This is a genomic window from Patiriisocius hiemis, assembly GCF_031846325.1.
Classification (GTDB): domain Bacteria; phylum Bacteroidota; class Bacteroidia; order Flavobacteriales; family Flavobacteriaceae; genus Patiriisocius_A; species Patiriisocius_A hiemis.
Genome location: NZ_JAVRHZ010000016.1, coordinates 1 through 1,510, shown reverse-complemented (window position 1 = coordinate 1,510; position 1,510 = coordinate 1). Strand labels below are relative to the sequence as shown.

The 1,510-nt window shown below is 39.1% G+C and carries 1 protein-coding gene; it reads left to right on the top strand.

Features of this window, described 5'->3' with window-relative positions; all coding sequences use genetic code 11:
* Positions 1-1,510 (top strand): proprotein convertase P-domain-containing protein (locus tag RM538_RS13340; protein ID WP_311333933.1); only part of this gene is annotated, 1,510 nt, incomplete at both ends.

Genomic DNA, 1,510 nt, shown 5'->3' with positions numbered 1-1,510 from the left:
CTGTTTCAGGTTCAGACTTCCCAGTTGGAGTTACAGATGTAACTTTTGAAGCTACAGATAGTGATGGAAATACAGTTTCTTGTACTTTCACAGTAACTGTTATTGATAACGAAGATCCTGTAGCTGTTTGTCAAGATATTACAGTAACATTAGATGCATTAGGTATGGCTACTATTACAGAAGTAGATATCGATAACGGATCTAGTGATAACTGTCCTGGATTTTCACTTTCTGCAAGTCAATTAAGTTTTGACTGTAGTGATGTAGGAGATGTAGTTGTTACTCTAACAGTAACAGATGCTTCCGGAAATACAGATACATGTGATGCAACTGTAACAGTTGTAGATGATATTGCTCCAGTAATTGCTTGTGCAGGTGGTGCCGTTTCAATCCTTGAAGAGTTTAACGATGTTACAATTCCAACAGGTTGGACAACAGTACTAGATGCTGGTACTCAAGATTGGCAATTCGACTTAGCTGGTGATATGCCTACTGGTACAGACTTTGCAACAAACGCTGCAATCTTTGACGAGTCTGATTCTGAGGCTAACACAGCTAGACTGATATCTCCAGCATACGACATTTCAACAGCAACTATAGCTGAGCTTACATTTGATTATGCACTTCAAGATTTTGCTGGTAATGGTGATTTCTTTGCAGAGGTTTTTGATGGTACAGCTTGGCAACAAGTATTTACTGAAACAGTAGATACAAACCCAACTACTGTAGGTCCAATTGACCTAGTACCTTTTGCTAATGCAAACCTACAAGTGCGTTTTACATATCAAGATGCCTCTGGTTTATCTTGGGGAGCTGGTGTAGATAATGTACTTATTGAGTTTGAATCTCCTGCTGCTCCACCTCTTGATGTTGTACTTGATATGGACGGTATGGCTACAATAAACGCTGCAGACTTATTAACTACTGCAGATGATGCATGTGGTGTTGAAATAACAGTACCAGGTGGTGTAAATGTTTCTGAAACAGGTGATAACTTAGGTGCACCAATAACTACAGGTGCTGGTAACGAAGTTTTATCTGTAGCAACAGTTGCTGATAGTGGTACAATAGGTACAGACATTACATTAGATAATGTTGGTATAGACATCAACCACACATGGGCTAGTGATTTAGATATTACCTTAACCTCTCCTGCTGGAACAGTTTTAGAACTTACTACAGATAATGGTGGTTCTGCTATCGATGCATACATTGGAACAATATTCCAAGATGGAGGTGCAGATATTACTGCTGCTACTCCTCCTTTCACAGGAACTTTTGAGCCAGAAGGTGGTACATTTGCTACTACATTTGCTGGTGAGAGCATTACAGGAGACTGGACATTAACAATTGTTGATGATGCAGCTGGTGATGACGGTACTTTAAACGACTTTACTATCACATTTACACAAGACACAATTGTACAATTCTCTTGTGCTGATGTAGGTATTAATGAAATTGAAGTATTTGCAACAGATCCTAGCGGAAATGTATCTTCTTGTATTGCTAG